Here is a 19792-nt window from a genome sequence, read left to right as displayed (position 1 = left end):
CCATGGCCAAGCCGCTCACCGGCGCGACCCTTATTTTCGCGGCGTTGCTGATTGGCCTTGGCAATTTCATCGTCGTTCTCGACTCGAGCATCGCGAACGTGTCCATCCCGCATATCGCCGGTTCGCTCGGCGTGTCGGTGACGGAGGCGACCAGGGTCATCACCTTCTATGCCGTCGCCGACGCCATAACCGTCCCGCTGGCGGGTTGGCTGGCCCGGCGCTTCGGCGAACAGAGGATGTTCATTTCGGCCTTTATCGCCTTTGGCGCTATTTCGTTGCTGTGCGGCCTGTCGCGCTCGATCGAGATGCTGATCGCGGGCCGGATCCTGCTGGGTCTTGCCGGCGGCATGATGCGACCTCTCTCGCTGACACTGCTGCTGCGCGTCTTTCCCTCCGAGAAAGCGACCCTCGCGACGATCATCTGGGCGATGACCACCACGGTCGCGCCCATTGCCGGGCCCATCCTGGGCGGCGTGATCTCCGACAATGCCGGCTGGGCGTGGATATTTTTTATCAACGTCCCTGTGGCCGCCTTTGGCGCGGCGAGCCTGTTCTACCTGCTGCGTGGGCGACGCGAGGAAACAGCCCGATCGCCGATCGACGTGGTGGGACTAGCCCTCCTCGTCACGTGGGTTACCTCCCTCCAACTTTTACTCGACGAGGGGCGTAATCTCGATTGGTTCGCAGCGACCGAAATCCGCGCGCTGGCCGTTGTCGCGGCCATCGGTTTCATCGCATTCCTGATCTGGGAGCTGACCGAAAAACACCCCATTGTTAACCTGCGGGTGTTTCGGCACCGCCGGTTTTCGTCGTGGCGTCGGTCACCTATGCCATGAGCTTTGGCGCCTTCTTCGCGACCATCGTCCTTATCCCGCTGTGGCTGCAGCAGAACATGGGCTACACCGCGACCTGGGCGGGCTATGCCACCGGAATAATGGGTATTTTCGCGGTGTTCGCTTCACCGATCATCGGTGCTGCTTCGGCAAAAATCGACCCGCGCCTGATTATCTCGACCGGCATAGGAGGGCTGGCGCTGATCTCGGTTTGGCGCATCGGCTTCACGCCCGATATGACTTTTCTGCAGATGGCCTGGCCGATGCTGCTGACAGGCCCGTTCCTGATGATGTTGTTCATCCCTATCACCGGCTTGTGTATCGCCAGCGTCGATCCCAACGAACAGGCCGACGCCGCCGGCATCTCCAATTTTCTGCGCACGCTCGCCACCGCCTTCGCCGCGTCTCTGGTGCAGACGGGTTGGATCAACGCCGCCCGAGTCAACCAGTCCGGATTGGTTGGCGCGATGCAACAGGGGCCCGCCACGATCGAGACGATGGTTGCGTCTGGCCTGTCGCGCGAAACGGCGACCGCCTTGCTGACCAATGTCGTCGAAAGCCAGAGCGTGATGCTCGCCACGCTCAACATGTTCGCCGTGGTGGCGTTGTGCCTTGCCTTCACCGGGGCTTTGATCTGGCTGGCGCCGAAGCCGAAAGGTCCGATCAATACGAGCGGCGGGCATTGAAGCGGAGGCGGGGGGAGACGGCGCCGAGGTCGCGCGGACCTTGGACGTAGCGCGGTCGACGCTCTAGCGCTCCCCGGACGGGCCGAAGGGATCGCCAAAGAAGCGCTACAAGCGTCCGCCGCACATATTGGAGTCGCGGCCGGGTACGCAGGAGTTGTCGCGAGCGAAGAGTCTACAGGCGTCTCGTTCTGCTGTCCTGTCGCATCTAGGATCTATGAGTTAGCGACAAGTTGGATCGCCCATCTGGCGTCGCCATCCCTTCCAAACCTTGTGGTCCATCATCGCCAAATGCATGTTGCGGCCCAGGGGGAAAAAGTTGGTGATGACGGACGAAGCCTCTGACGTTCAACTGCAGGCTTGGGCCCAGGCCCTGGTCGCCTACGCCCGTGATTGGGACGAGACCTTCGAGGGACGCCCCGGCTATTTCACGCAGGAATTCTGGTACCTGCTGGTCGGCTGCATGATCGCCAATGACAACGGCCGGCCGATGACCGTCAGCGCCGCCTGCCAGATCATGAAGAGCGGCTCCAACCGCACCCGGGAGGAACGCATCAAGCGGGCCGTCGACGACGGCTACCTGCTGAAAACCCGGGCTGGCGACGACGGCCGCGCCGCCATCGTCCGGCCGACCCCGAAGCTGGAGGCCATGATCCGCGCTCACCTGCAGCGCACCCTGCGCATCGCCCAGGCCGCCATCGCGCCTGAGCGCCATTAGGCGCAGAATTTGCGGGCTTTTTCGCCACAAACTCTACGATAGCCGCCAGGCGCTGTTGGTTGTCTATGCCCTGGGGACGCCGCCGATCAGAGCGGTCCGGGGAAACGACCATGAAGCACCATCGCACCGCGCGGACCGCGCGCGCCCTCCTGGGCGGCGTCTCGTTGATCTGTCTTGGCTGGGCTGACGCGGCGTTCGCCCAAGCCGCTGAGCCGAAGCCGGACAAGGTCGGCGTCGAGGAGATCATCGTCACCGCCCAGCGCCGAGAAGAACGGTTGCAGGATGTGCCAGCCGCCGTCACCGCCTTTTCCGCCAACACGCTGCGCGACCTGCAGGCCAGCACGGTCGGAGATCTGCAGGGCTCGATTCCCAACCTGACCATTCACGAGGGCGATGCGGCCAATGCCGTCGTCTATATCCGCGGCGTGGGTCAGATCGACAGCCTGGCCTTCGCCGACCCGGGCGTGGGCGTCTATGTCGACGACGTCTATCTGGGTCGCGCCCAAGGCGCCTTTCTGGACGTCTATGACGTCGACCGCATCGAGGTGCTGCGCGGTCCCCAAGGGACGCTCTATGGACGCAACACCATCGGCGGCGCGGTCAAGTTCGTTTCCAAAGGCCTGACGAACGATGTCGCGGGCTCGGCCGAAGCGACGATCGGCGACTACGACCGTCGCGAGTTCAAGGGCTCGATCAGCGGTCCGCTGATCCAGGACAAGCTGTTGGCCAAGGCTTCGCTGGCGATCGCCAAGCGCGATGGCTACGGCGAGAATGCCTTCGATGGGCGCAGCGACGGGGACAAGAACCTGATCGCCGGCCGCCTGGCCTTCGAATACCGCGCCAGCGACGACCTGACGTTCCGGCTCAATCTCGACGGTTCGAAGGACCGGCCCGACACCTCGCGCACCCCGGCGCGGGCCACGCCGGTGTTCGGCTTCCCGGCCACCAAGTCCGACCCCTTCAAGGTCGACGCCGACTTCAACGACCGCAACGACCTGACCACGGGCGGCGTGTCGTTCGTCGCCGACTGGCGGGTGTCGGAGCGTCTCGAACTGAAGTCGATCACCGCCTATCGCCGCATGTTCTACGACGCCCACCTGGACGTCGACGCCACGCCGCAGCCGATCTTCGGCGTCTATGACGACGAAAAGCAGCACCAGTTCAGCCAGGAACTGCAGTTCAACTACACCGGGGACAAGCTCACCGCGGTCGGCGGCGTCTTCTATTTCAAGGAGCGGGACAAGACCTTCAGCGGCCTCTATGGCCCGGCGCTGGGCCTAGTGACGGGTTCGCTGAACGACCAGACCAACGAAAACTGGGCGGCCTATGGTCAGGCGACCTACGGTCTGACCGATCGACTGTCGGCCACGGCGGGCCTGCGCTACACCGCCGAGACCAAGGATTTCTTCCGCACCCAGAAGTACTTCAGCGCGGTGACCACCCTCCCCGTCCCCTACGACCAAGGCCCCTACGCCACCTTCATAGACACAAGCGGTGACTTCCACGCCCTGACGCCGAAGCTGGGGCTGGACTACAAGGTCTCCGACGACGTCCTGGCCTACGCCAGCGTCAGTCGGGGCTTCAAGAGCGGCGGCTTCGATGGCCGGGCCAATGACGGGGCTGGGGCCGTTCCCTATGATCCGGAGACGCTTTGGGCCTATGAAGCCGGCGTCAAGTCGAGCCTGCTGGATCATCGCCTGACGGCCAACGCCGCGGTGTTCTGGAACGACTACAAGGACCTGCAGCTTTCGAGCTTCGCCGCCACGTCGACCGGCGCCTTCACCGCCCTGTTCACTAACGCCGGCGCGGCCACCATGCGCGGCGCGGAGCTGGAACTGGTGGCCCGCCCGGCCCCTCCCCTGACGCTGAACCTGGTGCTTGGCTATCTCGACGCCCACTACGATCGCTATATCGGCCCGGGCGGTGTCGACATCAGCGCCCAGCGCAAGCTGGTCAACGCCCCGCGCTGGGACGGCAAGGTCGGCGCGGCCTATCGATTTGAGCTGGCCGGTGGCGGCGCGGTGATCGTCGGCGCGGATGCGGCGTTTCGCTCGCGCACCTATCCGACCGTCTCCAGCAGTCAGGTCCTGTCGCAGGGCGGCTACACCCTGTTCGACGCCTTCGTCCGCTGGGAGAGCCCCGACGACCATTGGTGGGCGCAACTGGGCGCCAAGAACATCGGCGACAAACACTATGTCGAGCAGGGCTTCGACCTCTCCGACTCGCTCGGCATCCAGCTGGCCTATTATGGAGCGCCCAAGACCGTCAGCTTCACGATCGGCGCGAAGTTCTGACGTGATGGCCGATCCCTATGTCGATCCGCGCACCGCGGCCCTGCTGGCGCGCATGGGCGATGACTTCGCCGGCGGCCCGGCCGATCCGAGCGTCGCGGAACGACGTCAGGGCTTGGCGATCGCCGCCGATCTCTACGGCCCTCCGCTGGCGCCAACGGCGCGGATCGAGAACCGCGTGGCCGTCGACGCCCACACCGCCGTGCCCTTACGACTCTATTGGCCGCTCGACCCGGCGGCCGCCCGCCCGCCCGTGCTGCTGCACATTCATGGCGGCGGTTGGGTGTTGGGCGGAGGGGAAGCCTATGAGCGCGTGGCCCGCGCCTACGCCCAGGCCAGCGGCTGTCTGGTCGTCGACGTCGACTATCGTCTTGCGCCCGAGCACCGCCATCCCGCCGCCCTCGACGACTGCCTGGCGGCCTTGGACTGGATCGCCCGGGAGGCCGACGATCTTGGCGCGGACGCCGGCCGGATCTTCGTCACGGGCGACAGCGCCGGCGGTCACCTGGCGGCGCTGGTCGCCCAGCGCACGACTGTTCCCCTGAGGGGGCAGGTGCTGATCTATCCGGTGACCACGGCCAGCGCCGCCGCCCGGTTCGAAAGCCGCCAGGCCCTGGGCGACGGGCGCTGGTTCCTGCGAGCCTTCGACATCACGCGCGCCGAACAGGAATATTTCGCCCCTGGAGACCCCAGCCGCGAAACCGCCGATGGCTCGCCGTTGCTGGCGACCGCTCCGCGCCTGGCGCGCACGCCGCCAGCCCTGATCGTCACCGCTTCCCTTGATCCTCTGCGGGACGAAGGCGAGGCCTATGCCCAGGCCCTATCGGCCGCCGGTGTCGAGGTCACCTACGACTGCGTCGACGGGACCATCCACGGCTTTGTCCTGTTCGCCGGCGCGATCCCCCTGGGCCGCTCAACGCTCGAGACCATTGGCGCCTGGCTGCGCGCCAGAAGCGGCTAGCGCCGTTTGCTCCATAGCCCGCTCAAACGCTCAGGGGCGCCAGGCAAGCACCTTGGCCTTCGTCATGGCTCGCGCCTGAGCTCGCGAGAGCCATCGCCCTCGAGACAGCGCGCCTGCGCCAGGGCCACGCGGGCGATATTGCCAGAAGCGCGCGTCCTCGGGCTGAAGCATGGTCCGGGGATTTCCATCCTTGCCGGTGTACCACATTTCGGTCCACCCGGCCGAAGCGATGTGGTCGTCCATCCAGCAGTTCGAGGAAGGCGGCCATGCCGACGAATTTCGGATCGCCATAACGGCCGTCGGGAAACAGGCTGGACGGCCGCCAAGGGCGGCCCAGATAGACCGAACCGACCTTGGTTCCGGCCTCCCTCGTCAATCGGCATCCCTGGAACACGAAGCCGAATGGTTGGGAGATGGGCGTGCTGGGCGCGACGATATAGCCGTCGATCGGATCGACCGGCCGGGGCCGCGAGCGGATCTCGCAATCTTGGAAATAGGCGCGCCCCGCGCCGAAGATGAAGTCGTAGCTGCCGGTGATCAGGCAGCGCTCGAACAGGCTGGATCCGGCGTCCGGGAACAGCGTGTCCTGATAGCTCAGAATGTCGACCTCGGTCAGGCGGGCGCGGTCCGAGCCCTTGTCCAGCATCAGGGCCACGGCCTGGGGACCGCCGCCGTCATGTGAGTGAAGCCCGCCCGGCTTGCTCATCTCGGCCAGACCATCGAAGGCGTTCTGGATGGTCAGGTTCCTGGCCGAAAAATCGGGCGCGCGCACGAACAGGGTCGGGGTGCGGAAGGTCCCCCAACGCTTGCCGTCCGGAGCCGTGAGGCCCGAGGCCGCCAGGTGGCTGATCACCGAGGCTCTGCGGTCCTCGCCGATCAGGTGGACGAACGGCTTGTCGATGACGACCTGTTCGTCCCAAACCCCGCGGGTGACCAGGATCCGATACGGCGTCCTGCCATCGGCCGGCGCGGCCGCGACCGCCGCCGATAGCTTCGAGAAGACCGGTCCGGCGTGAGGGGCCTCGCCCTCCCCCCGCCAGAGCACCGCGTCGTAGCGCGGCGCGGCCAAGGCCAGGCTCGGGACGAGCAAGGCCGCGCCGGCCAGGACATCACGACGGGAAACAGCAGGCAGCGACATGACGTCTCTTTCGAAAAGGGTTGGGCGCCGGCCGGGAGGACAGCCGACGCCCAGGATTCCTCGGGAGGAGGAACGTCTTTCCCTTGATGCGCGACAGCCGCCGCAACCGCCCTCCTGCTTCAGCTGTCGCGCGGGATTTTAGAACGCGTAGCGCAGCCCGAAATTGAACTGCCGGCCTGTATGCGAATAGACGTAGACGCTGTCGCGGTTGCTGTCGGTGTACTGGTTGTTGAAGGCGTCCGTCAGGTTCAGCCCCTCGAAGGTCAGCTTCAGGCGCTTGTTGATCGCGTAGGACGCCGAGGCGTCGATGGTGGTGATCGAGCGCACGCCGTCGATGTCGTTGGTGCTGGTGCCGCTGGGCACGGCGGTCAGGTACTTGTCGCGATAGGCCGCCGAGACGCGGGCGCTGAACGCCTCGTCCTCGTAGTAGAGCGTGGCGTTGAAGGCGTTCTTCGACAGCCCGACCAGGTCGTTCTGGACAAAGCCGGTCGGCGAGCGGGCCGAGATGTAGTCGATCTTGGAGTCGACCACCGTCACGTTGAAGATCGCGCCGGTGTGGCGCAGCAGGCCCGGCAGGAAGCTGAACGGCTGCTGGTAGCTGACCTCGATCCCCTTCAGCGGACCGCCCTTGGTGTTGACCGGCTGGCTGAACAGGAAGGTGTCGCCGGCCGAGACGCCCAGACCGTCCAGCAGGCTCAGCGGCAGGCCCGAGGCGTTGAAGGGCTGGGAGATGCGCGAGGTCTGGATGTAGGTGTCGATGTCCTTGTAGAAGAGACCGACCGACAGCAGCGCGTCCTTGGCGAAGTACCATTCGGCCGACAGGTCATAGGTGGTGGCCCGGATCGGCTTCAGGTTCGGGTTGCCCGAGCTGACGCTGAACACGCCCACCGTCGACAGGCTGCCGCCCGGCGTCAGGCTGCCGAGGTTCGGACGGGTCATCACCTTGGCCGCGCCGAAGCGCAGCAGGAAGTCGGGCGTGACCTCGGCGGTGACGTTCAGGGCCGGCAGGATGTCGTCATAGTCGCGCTTGACGGTGGCCTGCTGGGCCGCGCCGGCCACCAGCTGGTAGCCGGTCGAGCTCTGCTCGGTCTTCACATAGCGGACGCCAATATCGCCGCGGATCGGCCAGGCGAAGTGGTCGGTGCGGAAGTCCAACTGAGCGTAGGCGGCGCTGTCCTTCTCCTCTACGCTGCGGATGTTGCCGCGGGCGTTGGCGTTTGAGGCGCCGCTGAGCTCGAAGAGGCCCGTGCCGCTGTAGATGTTGAACAGCTTGGCGAAGGCGTCGAGGTCCGGCGCGGCCCAGCTGGTCGGGATGCCCGAAGCGCCGAGGTTTCGGCCGAAGCCCGAAACCAGCTTGGTCAGGCTGCTCAGCGTCACGCCGGCCGGCAGGGTCGGCACGACGGACTCGTTGACCCGGGCCTGGGCCCACGAGTCGAAGTTGTACTTCTTGAAGTTGACGCCGACCTTCAGGTTCAGGCCGTCGTTCAGGCGGTAGTCGCCGTCCAGCTGGGCGGTCGCGATCTTGTTGGTCACGCCCTGTGGCCGCAGGCGGATCTCCGAGCGCGCCGCGCCGAAATTGTAGGCCGACGGATCGGTGACGTCGAAGCCGAAGTTCATCGCCGGCAGGTTCGGATTGACCCGATAGTCATACGAGAAGCCATCGGCGTTCTCGCGGTTCAGGATCACCGTCGTCTGGATGGGGTTGTCGAAGTCCGACTTCGAGAAGCCCAGCAAACCGCTCAGCTTGAAGCGGTCGCCGAACTCATGCTCGGCCGTGAAGGTCGCCTGGCTGTACTTGGTGTCCAGCTTGTCGAAGCGGGTCTCGCTCTCGACGTCGACGTCGTCGAACAGGCCGTAGACCATGTCGCCCTTGGAATTGACCACGCCGTCGCGGACGATGATCTCGGGGCGGCCGCCCTGCGAGGCGTTGCGGGCGAAGGACAGGGCCTCCAGCCAGTTCTCCTCGCGCGTGGCCTTGAAGTCCGAATAGAGCACGTCCAGACCGATCAGGGTGCGGTCGTCAGGGCGCATCTGGAACGAGCCGGTGACGCCCAGGCGCTTTTGCTCATGGCTCAGCCGCCCATAGCGCGGGAAGCGCGGTGTGAACACCGAAGCCGTGCCGGCCGGCTTGAAGGTGGAGGCGGGATTGAAGCCTCCCGCTTCCGTGCCGTTCAGCCAGCCGCCCGAGCCGTGGCCTTCTTCCAGCAGCCCGCGTTCGGTATAGGCCACCGAGACCAGAGCCCCCAGCTTGCCGTCGAACCAGGTGTTCGAGGCCAGAACCGCGAACCGCGGGTCCCACGACTTGGAGAGGTCGTTGTAGCCTTCCTGAGCCGAGACCACGAGGGTCGCGCCCTTGTAGTCGAACGGTCGGCCCGTCTGCAGGTCGACGGTGGCGCCCAGGGACCCTTCCTCGGTCTGGGCCGAGGCGGTCTTGCGCACGGTGATGCTGTTGAAAAGTTCCGAGGCGAAGACGTTGAAGTCAAAGGCGCGGTTGCGGTTGGCGCCGCCCGAACTGTCGGTGCCGCTGGCCGTGCTCTGGCCCTCGACGCCGTTGATACGCACGCGGGTGAACTGCGGACCAAGGCCGCGAACGGTGATCTGGCGGCCCTCGCCGGCGTCGCGGGCGATCGAGACGCCCGGCACCCGCTGGATCGACTCGGCCAGGTTGGCGTCCGGGAAGTCGGCGATGTCCTCGGCCTTGATGACGTCGACCACGCCGCTTGAGCGACGCTTGAGGTTCATGGCGCTCTGCAGGCTGGCGCGGAAGCCGGTGACGACCACGGCCTCGACTTCGGACGAAGCCTCTTCCGGCGGGGCCGAGACCGGCGCGACGGCCTGGGCGGCGATCATCGGGACCGCGGCGGTGGACGCCAACTGCAGCGAGGCCGTCTGACCCAGAACCGCCGTGCGGCCGTTGTTGGACACCACGGTCAGGTCCGCGCCGCGCAGCAGGCGCGCCAGGCCTTCCTCGACCGTATAGGCGCCCCGCACGGCGTTGACGCGCTTGCCCGCCACCGCGCTTTGCGGCGCCAGGATCTGCAACTCGGCCTGCTTGCCGAACTGCGGAATGCCCGTGGCGGCCGACTGCTCGCGCACGTCGAACTTGCGCACCTGGGCGTGAGCGCCCGACGCGGCCAGGAGCGCGCTGGCGCCCGCCGCGATCATCAAGCAGGATTTTTCGTAAGTACGCAGCGACGTCCGCATGCGCCCCTCCCTCTGTGGTTCAAACGGCGCTTCTTGGAACGCCTGTTTGGTGCGATGCGACGGAAACCGGTTTCCGTCAGGCATCGGTCGATTTTTTTTACGCGGCGCGCCTATTGGCCCCGCAGGACGATGGCGCCGTCGCGCAGGACCACCTTACCGTTGAAGGTGGCGGCGGCGGCCTCGGCGAAGCCTTCGGGGTCGTTGGTCCGGAACCAGCCGACGAACCGCTCGTCGGCCAGGCGGGCATCGGCGACCTCGATCTTGCGATCGTTGTAGCGGTTGAACTCGGCGGCGGCCTCGGTCAGCGTCTGGCCGTCCAGGACGATCTGGCCATCCCGCCAGGCGAGCCGCCGGGCCAGATCCGCGTCGGCCTCGGGCGGGATCAGGACGCCGGCCCCATTGTCGGCGAAAACCCGCTCACCGGCGAAGACGCGGCGCGGCGGCGTCTTGCCATCCTCGGTCCAGACCTCGACCACCCCCTCGGTAACCAGCACGTCGCTGCCGCCCTCGCGCTTGCGCACCGAAAAGGCCGTGCCGACCGCGCGAACGCGGACCGGGCCGCTCTGGACGACAAAGGGGCGATGCGCATCCTTGGCCACCGCGAACCAGGCTTCGCCCCGCTCAAGCTTCACGGCGCGAAGTCGCGGCTGCATGTCCACCTTGAGCTCGGAGCTGGTGTTGATCGCCGCCACAGAGCCGTCGGCCATCGGCACCCGGCGGATTTCGCCTAAGGCTGTGCCGTATCGCTGGGCCAGCAGGCGCGGGCCGATCACCATGGCCGTCAGACCCGCGGCGACGGCACCCAGGCCCGCCACGACCCCGCGACGGCTCAGCCGCGGGCGGTCGGGCGCGGCCGGCGCGTGAACGAACAGGGCCTGGGCGCGGTCAAGACGAGTCCAGCCGGCTTCGGCCCGCGCATAGGCGCCCCTGCGGCGCCGATCGCCGGCCAGCCAGGCGTCGAGCTCGGAGCGGACGGCCTCGCCGTCACGATCGACGCGGACCACCCATCGGGCGGCGTCCGCCTCGATGTCAGCGGCGCTTTCGCGTTCGACCATCGGTCTTCTCTCCGGCTCCTCGCGCGCCCGCCGGCGCATCCTGTTCGGTCATGGCCGCGAGGATGGCGCGCAGGCCGCGCACCGCCTCGTTCTCGACCACGTTTTCGCTGACGCCCAGCCGCCGGGCGATCTCGCGCTGAGACACGCCCTCGATCTTGCGCAGCTCGAAGATCCTGCGGCAGCGATCCGGCAGGGCCGCGATCAGCCCCCTCACCCGCTCCAGCTCTCGCCGGCCCGAGACGATCCGCTCGGCCGAGGGGTCCTCAAGCGCCAGGTCCAGCGCCTCGATCTCGCTGACGGTCTCGATGCGCACCACGCGGGCGCGGCGGATCTGTTCCAGGGCCACGCTGCGCGCGGCCTGGAAGAAATAGCCGCGCGGCTCGGCGATATGGTCGATCGTGCTGAGGGCGGCCAAGCGGCAATAGGTCTCCTGAAGGATATCGTCGACGTCGCCAGCCGCGGCGAATGAGCGCCGCAGCCACGCGCGCACAGCCGCTTCGTGGGGCAGGATTTCCCGCCCCAGCCACGCCACGATGCGCGCACGCCCGTCCGACACGTTTCCTCGCCCTGTTATTCGGTCTTCCTATCCCTGCGATGCACGCCCGCGGGATTTCCGTCAAACTTACAGAGAAGCGGGGTGGCGCGAGCGCCGATGGCTGAGCGGCGCCGTGGACCGTCGTTGGGGTCGTCGTAGGGGGCGGACACGGCGCTGTCCGGTCCGGCCAATGTCATAAATTGGCATGACCAATAATTGACAAGCCTGAAGATTGGCCAGATATCTTGCTCCAAGAAAGCTTGGGAGGCTTCTATGAAGACCGCATGGCTCGCCGCGTGCGCCCTGATGACCGTGGCGTCCGCGGCGCACGCCGCCGACTACGGCCTGCTGGGTCCGACCTTTGGCAAGGGCGCGGTGTCGCCCGCGCTTAAGGCGGCGATCGTCGCGCGCGCCGAGGCGACCCTGGACCGCCCGCCCGGCGCCATCCCGCATGCGCACACCGAAGGCACCCTGCCGGGCAAAGGCATCCGCGAGATCAGCATCAAGGCCCGCGAGGACCAGCCGATCGTGCTGAACTTCGCGCTGGCCTACCGCCTGACCGGCGACCGCAGGTTCCTGGAGGCCACGGGCCGCTATCTGGAGAACTGGGCCGACATCTACCAGATCTCGTTCAATCCGATCGACGAGACCGGCTTCGACACGCTGGTCATGGCCACCGACCTGACGGAGAGCGATCTCCCCGCCCCGATCCGCGCCAAGCTCGACGCCTTCTGGCGCAGGATGGCGGTCGGCTATCTCGACGCCATGGACGCGGGGCCGACGAACGCCCACACCAACTGGCAGAGCCACAGGATCAAGATGGCGACCCTGGCCGCCTACCAGACCGGCGACGCCAAGCTGATCGCCCGCGCCCGCGACGCCTTCCGCAAGCAGATCGGCGTCAACCTCTATGCTGACGGCTCGACCTTCGACTTCCACGAGCGCGACGCCCTGCACTACGTCACCTACAATCTCGATCCGCTGATGATGGCCGCCCTGTCGGCCCAGGCGCATGGCGAGGACTGGTTCAGCTGGAAGAGTCCGACCGGCTCCAGCCTGCCCCATTCGCTGGATTGGTTGGCCGCGTTCGCGCGGGGGGAAAAGACCCACAGCGAGTTCGTCAATTCCAAGATCCAGTTCGACCGCGATCGGGCCAATTCGGGACAGAAGGAGTATGCGCCTCACGACTGGGACGTCTCCAACGGCGTCGGCACCTATACCCTGGCCAGCCTGCTCGACGCCCGATACCTGCCGCTGCGTGACGACCTGGTGAAGCGCACGGGCAAGAAGCCGGCGCCGTGGGCGGAGATCCTGCGGGCCTCGCGGCCATGAGTTGACCCGGGTTCTCCCGCCTGCCTTGATCCTCGCGGGAGAAACTTATGACTCGCTCTAATCGCATCTTGACGGGCGTTGGCCTGGGCGTCCTGGCCGCGCTGGTGATCGCCGGCTATTTCGCCTCACCGATCCTCGCGCTGCAGGGCCTGACGGCGGCGGCCAAGGCGGGCGACAAGGCCCGGCTGGAGAGCGCCGTCGACTTCCCGGCCGTGCGTGAGAGTCTGAAGAGCCAGCTCAAGGCCAGCATGACCCGCAAGGTCGAGGAAGACCCGAAGCTGCGCGACAACCCCTTCGCCGCCTTCGGCCAGATGCTCCTGGTCGGCGTGGTCGACAAGGCGGTCGACACCTATGCGACGCCGGACGCCATCGCCAATATGGTCGCGACCAACGAGCCGCCGAAAAGCATCAGCGCCACGCCGGGTGGTCCGGTGATCGAGCAGCCCCAGCCCGAGGTGAAGAAGCCCAAGGCCAAGTCCGACACCGAGGTCCGTTACGGCTACGTGGACCTCGATCACTTCCGCGCCACCTATCGCGACCGCAAGGACCGCGACCAGGAGCCGTTCGGCCTGGTGCTGGAGCGTCGCGGGCTCTTCAAGTGGAAGCTGGTGAAGATCGAGCTGCCAAGTCTGAACTAGGCCAGACGCCAGTCGATCACTGTCCCTTCATAGGCGTCAACGCCGCGACCGATGCCGGCGATGGCGCGGGCCATGGCGCCGCCGCGATCCAGGATCCTGTCGGCCAGCGCGATCATCAGGGGGTTGGGCGTGGCTTCCGGGCAGAGCGAGCGGAGTTGAGCGGCCAGCGCTCCCTCCTCGCCCGTTGGCCGCGTCGCGCAGGCCAGGACATAGGCCGCCGCCGTCGAGCGGCTGACGCCGGCGAAGCAGTGGATCAGCAAGGTGGGCGTGTCGCGCAGCGCCAGGATCGCCTCGATCATCGCCGCCGAAGGCGCGATGAGACCTTCACGTTGTTCAGCGATATCGTTGAATCGTAAAAGGGTTCTCGGCTGCGTTACAGCCGGCGCCGCCGCGTCCGGCGAGATCAGCGACAGCACATGGTCCGCCTCGGCTTCCAGCCGGCCGACCGCCGTGATGGGGCCGACCAGCAGCCTCATGCCAGCGCCGCCGCGCCGAGCAGGAAGCCGAGCTCGAACACCTGCTCGACGGCGCCAAGCACGTCGCCGGTGTGGCCGCCGATCAGCCGCCTGGCGGTCAGGGCCAGCAAGCCGGCCAGCAGCGCGCCGCTCGCGAGGCCGACCAGGACCGCGCTCGGCGGCAGCAGGATCAGCGGCCAGCCGGCGATCAGCAGGGCGACGATCACCTCGCCAGTCCGCACGCCGTTAGGAACAGGCTTCCATTTTCCCGCCTCGCCACTGGGCGCGTAGGGCGTCAGGCGCATGACCACCACGGCGGCGGCGCGCCCCAGGCCGTGGGCGGCCAACAAGAGCGCGCCGGCGATCGGCGTCGTGGCCAGCACGGCGGCCTTCAGCGTCAGCACGCCGACCAGGGCGCAGACGCCATAGGTCCCGACGCGGCTGTCCTTCATGATCTCCAGACGCCGAGCCGGGGTCTGGCCGCCGCCCAGGCCGTCGGCGGTGTCGGCCAGGCCGTCCTCATGGAAGGCGCCGGTGATCAGCAGTCCCGCGCCGAGGGCCAGGATCGCCCCGACCGGCGCGCTCCACAGCCGCTCGCCAATCAGCAGCACGAGGGCGCACACCGCCCCCACGCCCTGACCCACCAGCGGGAAATAGCGGGCCGAGCGGGTGATCCAGTCGGGCTCGAAGGTCTTCAGCGCCGGGGTTGGGGCGCGCGTCAGGAACTGGACCGCACAGAGCAGCAGCCGGACCTGATGCGCGAGCCAGCCCATGTTCAGAGCCGTCCGCTCAGGACGTCGTCCAGGCTGGCGACGTCGCTTATCAGCCGTGAGGCGGCGCGCACGACCGGCAGAGCCAGCAGCGCGCCGGTGCCCTCGCCGAGACGCAGACCCAGGTCCAGCAGCGGCTCGACCTCCAGCGCCGCCATCATCCGCTGATGCCCCCGCTCGGCCGAGCGATGGCAGAAAACACAGTAGTCCTGAGCCGCCGGGACCATTCGGATCGCCGCGAGCGCCGCCGCCGAGGCGATGAAGCCGTCGACCAACACCGGGATCCGCGCCGACGCCGCGCCGATCACCGCCCCGGCCATCATGGCGATCTCCAGCCCGCCAAACTCGGCCAGGACGGCGGCGGGCTCGGTGGCGTCCGACCGCGCCGCCGCGCGCTCCAGCGCGGCCAGCTTGTGGGCCAGGCCCGCGTCGTCATGACCGGTCCCCCGCCCGACGCATTCGGCCAGCGGCGCGGGGGCCAGGCGATGCATGAGCAGGGCCGCCGAGGCGGTGTTGCCGATGCCCATCTCGCCCAGCGCCAGGATCTCGAAGCCTTCGGCGGCCGCTTCGCGGGCGATGCGGGCACCGGCCTCAAGCGCGCGGTCGACCTCTTCTGGTGTCAGGGCTGGCTCGACGGCGGCGTTGCGCGTCCCGCGCCGCAACTTCTGCGCCAGCAGGTTCGGATGGGACGGAAGTTCGGCGTCGACTCCGGCGTCCACGACGCGAAGCTCGGCGCCGACCGCGCGGGCGAAGGCGTTGGCGCTGGCCTTGCCGGCCAGGAAGGTCGCGACCATGGCCTGGGTGACGCTGGACGGATAGGCCGAGACGCCCTCGGCGGTCAGCCCGTGGTCGCCGGCGAAGACCAGCAGCAAGGCTCTGTCCAGCGGCCGCTCGCCGGCGATCAGCGCCAGGCGCGCGGCCAGGTCCTCGATCCGCCCCAGCGCGCCCAAGGGCTTGGCCTTGCCATCGATTGAGGCGCGCAGCCGGGGCGCCTGGCTAAGGTCGACGGGGGTGACGGTCGGAAGGGTCATCAGAAGCTCTCCAGGCCGGCGATCGCGGCCAGGGCGGGAATGTCGAAGGCCTGCTCCAGGTCAGCGGCGATCTCGTCCAGCGCCTGGTCGACGCGAACGGCCTGGTCGATCGCGTCCGAGACCGCGCCCAGCTCGGCTAGCAGGGCCGCCCTCGCCTCGCCTTGGTCGAACAGGCCGTGGACATAGGCGCCGCGCACCTGGCCGTTGGCCGAGACCGCGCCATCGTTCGGCGCCGTCGTCGAAGGTCAGCATCGGCGACACCGCCCCTGTTGTGCGGCCGACGTGCATCTCGTAGCCCTCGAACCGCGCGCCGCCAGCCAGCCGTCCCGCAACGGGTCGCAAGGTCTTGTCGCCGGTCATCACCGTCTCGACGTCCAGCAGACCCAATCCCTCAACCGAGTCCGGCGGCCCCTCGACGCCGTCCGGATCCGACACCCGCCGGCCCAGCATCTGGTAGCCGCCGCAGACGCCCAGCACCCGGCCGCCGCGCCGGATGTGGGCGGCCAGATCGATGTCCCAGCCTTGGGCGCGCAGGAAGGCCAGGTCGGCCAGGGTCGCCTTGGTGCCCGGCAGGATCACGAGATCGGCGTCGCCCGGCAGCGGCGCGCCCGGCGGGGACGAAGGCGAACTCCACCTCCGGCTCGGCGCGCAGGGCGTCGAACTCGTCGAAATTGGCGATCCGCGACAGCATCGGCACGACGATCCGCACCTTGCGGCCGCCGGCGGTCGCGGCGCGGTCCAGCACCACGGCGTCTTCGGCCGGCAGGCGCCGCGCCGCCGCCAGCCAGGGCGCCATGCCGAGGTCCGCCCAGCCGGTGCGGCGGACGATCTCGGCGCGGCCGTCCTGGAACAGGCTGGGATCGCCCCGAAACTTGTTGATCAGGAAGCCCTTGATCATCGCCCGATCGGCGGCGTCCAGCACCACGTGGGCCCCGACCAGAGCGGCGATGACATGACCGCGATCGATGTCGCCGACCAGCACCACCGGCACGTCGGCCGCGATCGCGAAGCCCATATTGGCGATGTCGCCGGCCCGCAGGTTGATCTCGGCGGGGCTGCCGGCGCCTTCGACGATGACGAGGTCGCTCTGCGCCTCCAGCGCGCGGAAGCTCTCCAGCACGGTGTCCAGCAGCGTCGCCTTGCGCTCCTGATAGCCGCGCGCCTTCCAGGTCCCGGCGATCCGGCCGCGCACGATCAGCTGGGCGCCGACGTCGCTCTGGGGCTTCAAGAGCACCGGGTTCATGTCGACGGTCGGGGCGACGCGGCAGGCGATGGCCTGCAGGGCCTGGGCGCGGCCGATCTCTCCGCCGTCGGCGGTCACGGCGGCGTTGTTGGACATGTTCTGCGGCTTGAACGGCCGCACCTTCAGGCCGCGATTGGCGAACAGACGACAGAGACCGGCGACCAGCACCGACTTGCCGACGTCGGAGCCGCAGCCCTGGATCATCAAAGCGGCCATGCGAATCCTCCCCAGACGAACCCGGCGACGGCCAGCATCACCCAGAGCAGCCCGCAGGCGACAAGATAGATCCGCAGGGCGCGGACCAGGTCGGCCGGCGTCGCCGCACCGCCCTCGCCGAGCACCGGACGCTGGGACAGCGCGCCGTCGTACCAGGCCGGACCGCCGAGCTGGACGCCGAGGGCGCCGGCCATGGCCGCCTCGGGCCAGCCGGCGTTTGGCGAGGCGTGCTTGCCGGCGTCGCGCAGCATGATCTTCCAGCCGCGGCCTCCCGCGAGGGCGATCACCATGCCCGCCAGCCGCGCGGGGAGCAGGTTCAGCAGGTCGTCGAAGCGCGCCGAAGCCCAGCCGAACGCCCGCCAGCGCGGCTCGCGGTGACCGATCAGGCTGTCGGCGGTGTTGACGGCCTTGTAGACGAACAGGCCCGGCAGGCCGGCGACCACAAACCAGAACAGGGGCGCGACGACGCCGTCGCAAAAACTCTCCGCCAGGCTCTCGATGGCGGCCGTGGCGATGTCGCTCTCGTTTAGTCGGCCAACATCGCGTCCGACGATGTGGCCGACCGTAATGCGCGCACTGTCCAGGTCGCCCGCCGCGAGGGGTCTCGCCACGGCGCGAACATGGTCGAACAGGCTGCGTTGGGCCAGGCCCAGGGTCCCGACCAGCACGACCGCCCAGGGACCGCCGACCTTCGCGATCAGCCACCCCGCCAGACCGCTGACTCCGACGATGACCCCCAGGGTCACGACGCCCAGCAGGCGGCGCGTGGTCCCGTTGAAATCCGGCAGGTTCAGGCCCGCTTCCAGCGACGAGATCAGCCCGCCGATCCAGACGACGGGATGCGGCGCGCGCCGGTGCAGGGCGTCCGGATAGCCGACGGCGGCCTCCACGACCGCCGCCGCCAGGACGATCCAGGGGCCGCTGGAGGACAGTCTAGCCGGCACGGCCCAGCACCTCGATCAGCGGACCGCCCTCGCCGGCATGGCGGCGGACAGCGACGCCATAGACATCCGACAGGGTCTGCGGCGTCAGGGCCGTGTCGGGCGCGCCGTCGACGACGAGGCGGCCTTCGCTCAGCACCATCACCCGGTCGGCGAAGCGCGCGGCCAGGTTCAGGTCGTGCAGGGTGACGATCACGCCCTTGCCCTGGTCGTGGGCCAGGCGGCGGAACAGGGCCAGGGCGTCGAGCGCGTGGCCGGGATCGAGACCCGTCAGCGGCTCGTCGGCCAGCAGCCAGTCGGTCTGGCCGGCCAGGCCGCGCGCGATCAGGGCGCGGGCCCGCTCGCCGCCCGATAGCCGGGTGACGGCGCGGTCGACGAAGGTTTCCAGGCTGGCGGCGGCGATGGCGGCGTCGACCGCCGCGCGGTCCTCGGCGCTGGGACCGAAGGCCCCGAGATGCGGCGTGCGACCCAGGCCCACGAAGGCGCGCAGGTCGACGTCCCAGGCGATCTCGGGCGTCTGGGCCAGGAAGGCGATGCGGCCGGCGCGCTGGCGGCCGGGCATGGTCGCGACCGCTACGCCGTCCAGGGTGATCCCGCCGCCATCCGGGCGCAGCAGGCCGGCCAGGCACGATAGAAGGGTCGACTTGCCCGCCCCGTTGGGACCGAGGATGGCGATCAGCCCTCCCTTGGCGAAATCGGCGGAGACGCCGTCCAGCACCGGACGTCCGCCCAGGGCGAGGGTCACGTTCCGGGCGGAGATCATGCCAGCCTCCGGCGCATCGAGATCAGCATGGCCAGGAAGAACGGCCCGCCCAATATAGCCATGGCGACGCTCAACTTGACCTCGCTGGCGGCCGGAGTCATCCGCACCAGGATGTCGGCGGCCAGGGTGAGGGCCGCGCCGCCCAGGAACGACGGCAGCAGCACGGCGCTCGGCTTGGAGCCTAGCAGCGGCCGCAGCAGGTGCGGCGTGATCAGGCCGACGAAGCTGATGACGCCGGTCACCGCCACGCTCGACCCGACCGCCACGGCGACGCCGACGGCCATCAGCAGCCGCGTGCGCGACAGGTCGACGCCCAGGGAGCGCGCGCCCTGCTCGCCCAAGGTCAAGGCGTCCAGCGAGCGCCCCAGGGTCAGCAGCAGCACGCCGCCGGCGATGACGCCCGGCGCGGCCAGCTTGACCTCGTCGACGCTGCGATCGGCCAGCGAGCCCAGCGTCCAGTTGATGATCTCGTTCACCGCCCAAGGGTTGGGCGCGAGGTTCAGGGCCAGGGCGATGCCGGCGCCGCAGACCGTCTGGATGACGAAGCCGGCCAGGATGAAGGTCACGATGCTGGAGGTGACGCCCGCCAGGGCCAGCAGGGCCGCGACGCCCAGGCCCGCCCCGACCATGGCGGCGGCCGGCAGGATCCAGATCGCCTCGCCCGCCGCGCCCAGATAGAGCGTCAGCACCGCGCCCAGCGCCGCCGACGCCGAGACGCCGAGGGCTCCGGGATCGGCCAACGGATTGCGGGTGTAGCCCTGCAGCGCCGCGCCGGAGAGGCCCAGGGCTCCGCCGACCAGCATGGCCAGAATGGTGCGCGGCAGGCGCAGGCCGAAGACGATGGCCCAGCGCGGATCGGCGCCGCCCGAGGTCCAGGCGCTCCACGGCGCCCAGACGCGCCCGGCGCACAAGCTGACGCCGAACAGCACGACCAGCAGCGCCAGCAGGACGCCGCCGATCATCCATGGCGATCGCGATTTCATGC

At 68.5% G+C, this 19792-nt stretch carries 17 protein-coding genes and 1 pseudogene; 7 read left to right on the top strand and 11 right to left on the bottom strand.

Features of this window, described 5'->3' with window-relative positions; genetic code table 11:
* Window positions 1–2: 2 nt before the first annotated feature.
* From ACHMW8_RS19880 to ACHMW8_RS19860, 5 genes are all read left to right on the top strand, one after another.
* Entirely contained in the window at window positions 3–836 is an 834-nt protein-coding gene (locus tag ACHMW8_RS19880) for a DHA2 family efflux MFS transporter permease subunit (RefSeq protein WP_395443507.1), read from the top strand.
* Window positions 812–1519 (top strand): MFS transporter, encoded by a 708-nt coding sequence (locus tag ACHMW8_RS19875; protein ID WP_395443506.1) that lies wholly within the window; start codon window positions 812–814, stop codon window positions 1517–1519. Before ACHMW8_RS19880 ends, ACHMW8_RS19875 begins: the two co-directional genes overlap by 25 nt.
* Window positions 1520–1841: 322 nt before the next feature.
* Window positions 1842–2234, top strand: a complete 393-nt coding sequence (locus ACHMW8_RS19870) for a hypothetical protein (protein ID WP_125158419.1) — start codon at window positions 1842–1844, stop codon at window positions 2232–2234.
* A gap of 110 nt (window positions 2235–2344) precedes the next feature.
* Window positions 2345–4528, top strand: coding sequence for a TonB-dependent receptor (locus ACHMW8_RS19865; RefSeq protein ID WP_395443505.1), 2184 nt, complete (start codon window positions 2345–2347; stop codon window positions 4526–4528).
* Between the two features lie 4 nt (window positions 4529–4532).
* Window positions 4533–5486, top strand: a complete 954-nt coding sequence (locus tag ACHMW8_RS19860; RefSeq protein ID WP_395446014.1) for an alpha/beta hydrolase — start codon at window positions 4533–4535, stop codon at window positions 5484–5486.
* A 22-nt stretch (window positions 5487–5508) separates the two neighbouring features.
* On the opposite strand, the gene ACHMW8_RS19855 is transcribed toward ACHMW8_RS19860, so the two are convergent.
* The 4 genes from ACHMW8_RS19855 to ACHMW8_RS19840 form a co-directional block, all read right to left on the bottom strand.
* Entirely contained in the window at window positions 5509–6624 is a 1116-nt protein-coding gene (locus ACHMW8_RS19855) for a pectinesterase family protein (protein WP_395443504.1), read from the bottom strand.
* Window positions 6625–6762: 138 nt separating this feature from the next.
* Window positions 6763–9828: a TonB-dependent receptor gene (locus ACHMW8_RS19850; protein WP_395443503.1), complete on the bottom strand. Its 3066-nt coding sequence runs from the start codon at window positions 9826–9828 to the stop codon at window positions 6763–6765.
* 110 nt (window positions 9829–9938) lie between these two features.
* Window positions 9939–10883, bottom strand: coding sequence for a FecR family protein (locus ACHMW8_RS19845; RefSeq protein WP_125158424.1), 945 nt, complete (start codon window positions 10881–10883; stop codon window positions 9939–9941).
* Window positions 10858–11439, bottom strand: a complete 582-nt coding sequence (locus tag ACHMW8_RS19840) for an RNA polymerase sigma factor (protein ID WP_125158425.1) — start codon at window positions 11437–11439, stop codon at window positions 10858–10860. Before ACHMW8_RS19840 ends, ACHMW8_RS19845 begins: the two co-directional genes overlap by 26 nt.
* 252 nt (window positions 11440–11691) lie before the next feature.
* Here ACHMW8_RS19840 and ACHMW8_RS19835 point away from each other — a divergent pair, with 252 nt between their 5' ends.
* Both ACHMW8_RS19835 and ACHMW8_RS19830 read left to right on the top strand, forming a co-directional pair.
* Window positions 11692–12750, top strand: a complete 1059-nt coding sequence (locus ACHMW8_RS19835) for an alginate lyase family protein (RefSeq protein WP_395443502.1) — start codon at window positions 11692–11694, stop codon at window positions 12748–12750.
* A gap of 47 nt (window positions 12751–12797) precedes the next feature.
* Entirely contained in the window at window positions 12798–13388 is a 591-nt protein-coding gene (locus tag ACHMW8_RS19830; protein ID WP_395443501.1) for a DUF2939 domain-containing protein, read from the top strand.
* Here ACHMW8_RS19830 and ACHMW8_RS19825 read toward each other — a convergent pair.
* The 7 genes and pseudogenes from ACHMW8_RS19825 to ACHMW8_RS19795 all read right to left on the bottom strand — a co-directional run bounded on the left by ACHMW8_RS19825 (window position 13385) and on the right by ACHMW8_RS19795 (window position 19790).
* Window positions 13385–13864 (bottom strand): tyrosine phosphatase family protein, encoded by a 480-nt coding sequence (locus ACHMW8_RS19825; protein WP_395443500.1) that lies wholly within the window; start codon window positions 13862–13864, stop codon window positions 13385–13387. The two genes, ACHMW8_RS19830 and ACHMW8_RS19825, sit on opposite strands and share 4 nt — an antisense overlap.
* The gene (cobS, locus tag ACHMW8_RS19820; protein ID WP_395443499.1) at window positions 13861–14616 is read right to left on the bottom strand and encodes an adenosylcobinamide-GDP ribazoletransferase; all 756 of its coding nucleotides are present in this window, start codon (window positions 14614–14616) and stop codon (window positions 13861–13863) included. The genes ACHMW8_RS19825 and cobS overlap by 4 nt, the downstream gene beginning before the upstream one ends.
* Before the next feature lie 2 nt (window positions 14617–14618).
* Window positions 14619–15644, bottom strand: coding sequence for a nicotinate-nucleotide--dimethylbenzimidazole phosphoribosyltransferase (gene cobT, locus ACHMW8_RS19815; protein ID WP_395443498.1), 1026 nt, complete (start codon window positions 15642–15644; stop codon window positions 14619–14621).
* Window positions 15644–17103 (bottom strand): annotated as a pseudogene (locus ACHMW8_RS19810) (cobyric acid synthase). The gene cobT and the pseudogene ACHMW8_RS19810 overlap by 1 nt, the downstream one beginning before the upstream one ends.
* Window positions 17091–18047, bottom strand: coding sequence for an adenosylcobinamide-phosphate synthase CbiB (cbiB, locus tag ACHMW8_RS19805; protein ID WP_395443497.1), 957 nt, complete (start codon window positions 18045–18047; stop codon window positions 17091–17093). Before cbiB ends, ACHMW8_RS19810 begins: the two are co-directional and overlap by 13 nt.
* Window positions 18037–18807 (bottom strand): ABC transporter ATP-binding protein, encoded by a 771-nt coding sequence (locus ACHMW8_RS19800; RefSeq protein ID WP_395443496.1) that lies wholly within the window; start codon window positions 18805–18807, stop codon window positions 18037–18039. Before ACHMW8_RS19800 ends, cbiB begins: the two co-directional genes overlap by 11 nt.
* On the bottom strand, window positions 18804–19790 hold the full coding sequence (locus ACHMW8_RS19795) for a FecCD family ABC transporter permease (protein WP_395443495.1): 987 nt from the start codon (window positions 19788–19790) through the stop codon (window positions 18804–18806). The genes ACHMW8_RS19800 and ACHMW8_RS19795 overlap by 4 nt, the downstream gene beginning before the upstream one ends.
* Window positions 19791–19792 lie beyond the last annotated feature (2 nt).

The organism is Caulobacter sp. UC70_42 (genome assembly GCF_044056025.1).
Taxonomy (GTDB): Bacteria; Pseudomonadota; Alphaproteobacteria; order Caulobacterales; family Caulobacteraceae; genus Caulobacter.
This window is presented reverse-complemented; position numbering and strand designations above follow the sequence as displayed.